The organism is Frankia sp. CcCS3, from assembly GCF_977927575.1.
On sequence record NZ_CDWRCL010000034.1, the window covers coordinates 20,643 to 25,270 of the forward strand.

4 protein-coding genes are annotated in these 4,628 nt (G+C 69.4%); all 4 read right to left on the reverse strand.

The annotated features are described in order from the left end of the window. Nucleotides 1-471: 471 nt before the first annotated feature. On the reverse strand, nucleotides 472-936 hold the full coding sequence (locus AC08OQ_RS05450; protein WP_462185819.1) for a hemerythrin domain-containing protein: 465 nt from the start codon (nucleotides 934-936) through the stop codon (nucleotides 472-474). Between the two features lie 340 nt (nucleotides 937-1,276). Then, a complete protein-coding gene (locus tag AC08OQ_RS05455; protein ID WP_462185818.1) occupies nucleotides 1,277-1,786 on the reverse strand; it encodes a WD40 repeat domain-containing protein in 510 nt (169 codons plus the stop codon). After that, nucleotides 1,734-3,002 (reverse strand): serine/threonine-protein kinase, encoded by a 1,269-nt coding sequence (locus tag AC08OQ_RS05460; RefSeq protein WP_476599312.1) that lies wholly within the window; start codon nucleotides 3,000-3,002, stop codon nucleotides 1,734-1,736. The genes AC08OQ_RS05455 and AC08OQ_RS05460 overlap by 53 nt, the downstream gene beginning before the upstream one ends. 257 nt (nucleotides 3,003-3,259) lie before the next feature. Then, a partial coding sequence (locus AC08OQ_RS05465; protein WP_476611927.1) for a RecQ family ATP-dependent DNA helicase occupies nucleotides 3,260-4,628 on the reverse strand: 1,369 nt, incomplete at its 5' end.

The window sequence follows — 4,628 nt, forward strand, 5'->3', positions numbered from 1 at the left end:
ATAGTGCCGGCAACCCATAGTTAGGAACGGAAGTAGGCGTGGTGTCGGCGGGACCGCGGCACGAACCGTCCAGCGGCGTGCCTGTTTTCCTGGCACTCGATCCCGTTCCTTTCCGGTGAGAATCCTGGTGGATCCCCTGTCCGGAAACTCCGGGGCGCCTCAACCCGGCCCGGGCGGCGATGGGCCTGCCGGCGTTGCGGCAGTGGCAGGCGGCCGCCCACCGGAAGTGGGCGGCCGATTATCAGGCCTATCTGCGGGTCCGGCGCAACGACGTCCGGTAGAGCCACATCTGGTATCGCCACGTCCGGTACAGCGACGTCCGGTACCGCCATATCCGGTACCGCCACGTCCCGTACCGGTGTGCCCGGGAGCGATCCCGGCCCGACCCCGCCGCAACGGCCGATGCCCGGAGCCTGATCTGATGCCTGGAGCCGGCCGTCCCGGCGAGGGAGTCGGTCATCGCACGAGGTTTCAGGAACTTACGAGCTTCAGCGCCTGGCGGATCTCGCCGAGACGGTTCCATTGTTCGTTGCTGAGAATCGAGACGGCGGCATGGAACACGCCGTCCTGTTCCTTCGCGATGTGCCTGCGTAGCAGGCTCAGCGCCTCGATGACGCGTGTCGGCCAAGCGGGATCGACCCGGGCGGTGCCGTCGGTCGCCCCGGCGAGCACAGCCTCGATCCGGCGGTGCTCGCTCTGCAGGATCGCGATCTGTTCGGGGAACTCGAGTGCCATCGCGGGGAACAGGCCCTGCTCCTCCACCACCGTCTGTGGATGGAGAACCGCCGACATCTGCTCACAGAGTGCCGCCATCGCCTCGACATCACCCTGCCGATACGCCTCGTGCGTGTCGGCGATGAGATCGATGACCTGGTCATGTTCTCTGATCAGGTCCGCGATCGCCGGCAACGACTGACAGTCGCAGTATTCACGCATAGCGCCCACCTTGGGTAGAAGAAGATCAGCGATGACCCCACGTCCCCACGTCCCCTAGCGCCCCACCGGCAGCGTCGCCATCCCGTCCCCATTCGCACGGCGGTGCTCGTGTCGCGCCGCTCATGGCCATCATCGAATGGCCGGAGCGGCTCCCACACGGCCGATGGTCCTGTCCGGTGCCCTACCAATGGCGGCGGGGCACCGGTCCGCGAGTCACCCTTCCCCACTGTTGATCGGAACGAACGGGCAGCATCCGCGCCCCCTCGGGGACCTGGCTAACGTGATCATCGTCAGTGCGGCGTAACTCCGGTCAGAGCCGCCACATGCCCCTAAACAGCGTTCATGGCGAGGGCAGCGCCCACAGCCGGACCGTGCCGTCCTTGCTGCCGCTGGCGAGGGTGCGGCCGTCCGGAGAGTAGCTCACCGATAACACCCAGTCGGCGTGGCCAGTCAGCGGCTCGCCGAGGAGGCGCGGGTGGAAGCGGTGGGCCGCATCCCGCAGCCCCCACAGCCGCACCGTGCCGTCGAGGCTGCCGCTGGCCAGGGTGCGGCCGCCCGGCGAGAAAGCCAACGCCCACACGGTGTTGGCGTGGCCGGTCAGGGGCGGCTCGAGCGGGCGTGGGGTGGCCGGGTCGGTCATGTCCCACAGCCGGATCAAGTCGTCCATCCCGCCGGTGGCCAGGATGCGCACATCGGGGGAGATCGCTACCGAGAACACGGAAGCGGGGCCGCTCAGGGACCCGGCCAGGCGGGGGTGGGAGCGGTCGGTCACGTCCCACAGCCGCACCGTGCCGTCCCTACCGCTGCTGGCCAGGGTGTGTCCGTCCGGGGAGAACACTGCCGAGGTCACCCAACCGGTGTGGCCGGTCAGGGGACGACCGAGCTGGCGGGCACCGGTCTCGCGCCCACCGAGAGGAGCGGTGACGATCAGGACGGTGCCGGCGACAGCGAGCAGCAGCCCCACGACGGCGACGGTGATGGCGGCGCGGCGGCGCGCCGCGCCGAGGATGCGACGACGCGGGGCGCCGCCGGCCGGCGATGTTCCCGTCGGCCACCTCGGCCGGTGGTGTGCCACCCGCCGAAGGCACCGATGCCCCGGAAAACGCCGATGACATGAAAGGCACCGATGGCGCCGAGGACGCGCCGGTGGGAGACGGCCGTGGCGCCGGCTGGACGGACGCGGGCGGCTGCCCGATGGCGGTGCGGATGTCGTCGTCGAGCCGCAGCGGGATACCCGACCGGGCGATCCAGTCCGGGCCGTACACGCCAGCGGCAGCTTCGGCGAGTTGGCACGCGAAGACGTGCGCGGACGGTGGACGGTCCGCCGGGTTCTTGGCCAGCGTCCACAGGACCACCGCCCCCAGCGGCGCGGGCACCCCGGCCGGCAGTAGGGGGACGCGTTCGAGGTGGTGCTGGCGCAGGACATGCGCGGGCAGGTCCGGGTCGAACGGTGCCACGCCGGCCAGTAGCTGGTAGAGCACCATCCCGAGGGCGTACAGGTCGGTGGCCGGCTCCAAGCGGCCGCCCATGATCTGTTCGGGGGCCATATACGGCGGTGTTCCGATCACCGCACTCGCGATGGCCCCCGACTCGCCGACGAATTTCGCGACCCCGAAGTCGACGACTTTCAGCAGGTCGGTAGTGTCGAAAAGAATATTGTCGGGCTTGATGTCGCGGTGCAGCACCCCTTTGCCGTGGGTGCAGGCCAGGGCCGAGGCCACCGCGAGTCCCACCGCGCAGGCCGTCTGTGGGCCCATGTCGGCCCGGCGCCGGGTCAGGGTTCCCCCGCCGAGCATCTCCATGACGAGCAGGTGCAGATCGCCCGTCTTGACGTAGTCGTAGACTCGGACCACGTGCGGATGATCCAGGCTGGCGAGGATCCGCGCCTCGGCGGCGAACCCGGCCGCCGCCCGGCCGTGCCCCGCATGCAGGACCTTGACCGCGACATCGCGCTGCAGGCCGCGATGCCAGCCCGCCAGCACCAGCCCGAATCCGCCCGCGCCCAGCTGGTCGCCCAGCTCGTAGCCGGGCAGTGCGGCGGCCAGCCGAGCCCGGTCAACAACCATCACAGCGGTCCGGCCTCATGCCAAGATTCACCGGTCCTTACAAATCTATATATTTCCTCCAGCGTGAGGTGTGATCCTAACCGGGGTCCTTCATGGGCCGGTCGGGTTGGTCTTCGGGTTGACGATCGGCCCGCCAGTGGAGAAGGTCAGCACAGGCAAGGCTGTTCGCGGGACGTGTGTCCCCCTCACCGATCACTCCAGCGGTGCGGTACCGCTCTCCTGAGAAGATGTCTCCGGTGGGTGGGCGGGAGCCTGGTTCACTCGGCGAGGAGGTCGAGGATCTGCTGCCCGTACTTGGCGAGTTTGTTCTCACCGACGCCGCTCACGGTGGCGAGTTCGGCCAGGGTGGCCGGCACGCGCACCGCGATCTCGCGCAGGGTGGCGTCATGGAAGATCACATATGCGGGGACGCCCTGCTCCTTCGCGACGTCGGCGCGCCAGGCGCGCAGTCGCTCGAACACCGGCATTGCCTCCGCCGACAGGTCGGCCGCCGGTGCGGCGTGGCGGGTCTTCATGGTCCTGGCCGCGGTCGTGGTGGCCGCGGTCGTGGCTGTAGTGGTGGGGGCGCGCTCCGGCTCGCGCCGCATCGGGACCGCGCGCTGTCCGCGCAGCACGTCGGCACTCGCGTCGGTGAGCACCAGGGTGCCGTACCGGCTCTCGACGGCCAGCAGTCCCTGCACGAGGAGTTGGCGCACCACGCCGCGCCACTCGGGCTCGCCGAGCTCCGTGCCGATACCGAAGACCGTCAGGGTGTCGTGACTGTGCTGGGTCACCTTGGGCGTCCTCCTGCCCAGCAGGATGTCGATGAGGTGGCCCGCGCCGAACTTCTGGCGGCGCTCCCGCTGCAGTCGCAGCACGGCCGACAGCAACTTCTGGGCGGCGATCGTGGCGTCCCAGGACTGCGGGGGTGCCAGACAGGTGTCGCAGTTGCCGCACGGGGCGGTGTCACGCTGCCCGAAGTAGGCGAGCAGCCCGATGCGGCGGCACTCGACCGTCTCGCACAGCGCGAGCATGTCGTCGAGGTGTCTGCTCTGCTGCCGGCGGTGCGCGGGGTCGCCCGGGGACGTGTCGATGAGCTTGCGCAGCTGCACGACGTCCTGGAGACCGTAGGCCAGCCACGCGGTCGAGGGCAGCCCGTCCCGCCCGGCGCGCCCGGTCTCCTGGTAGTAGCTCTCGATCGACTTGGGCAGGTCGAGATGGGCGACGAAGCGTACGTCTGGTTTGTCGATGCCCATGCCGAAGGCGATGGTCGCGACCATGATGATGCCGTCCTCGCGCAGGAAGCGTGCTTGGTGCTCGGCTCTGGCGCGCGCGTCGAGCCCGGCGTGGTAGGGCAGCGCCGTGATCCCGTTCGCCACCAGGAAGTCGGCGATCTTCTCGGTGGAGGACCGGGACAGGCAGTAGACGATTCCCGCATCCGCGGCGTGCTCGGTGTGTAGCAGCTCCAACAGCTGCGCCTTCGGCTCCTTCTTCGGCACGATGCGGTACTGGATGTTCGGACGGTCGAAGTCGGCTACGAAGTGGCGGGCGTTCTCCAGGCCGAGCTCGGTGGCGATGTCGTCGTGCGTCCGCGGGGTCGCGGTGGCGGTCAGCGCGATTCTCGGTACGTTCGGCCAGTGCTCGCGC

Coding starts and splice junctions, on each gene's coding strand:
- AC08OQ_RS05450 (WP_462185819.1), bottom strand. CDS start 936: ATGCGTGAATACTGCGACTGTCAGTCGTTGCCGGCGATCGCGGACCTG.
- AC08OQ_RS05460 (WP_476599312.1), bottom strand. CDS start 3,002: ATGGTTGTTGACCGGGCTCGGCTGGCCGCCGCACTGCCCGGCTACGAG.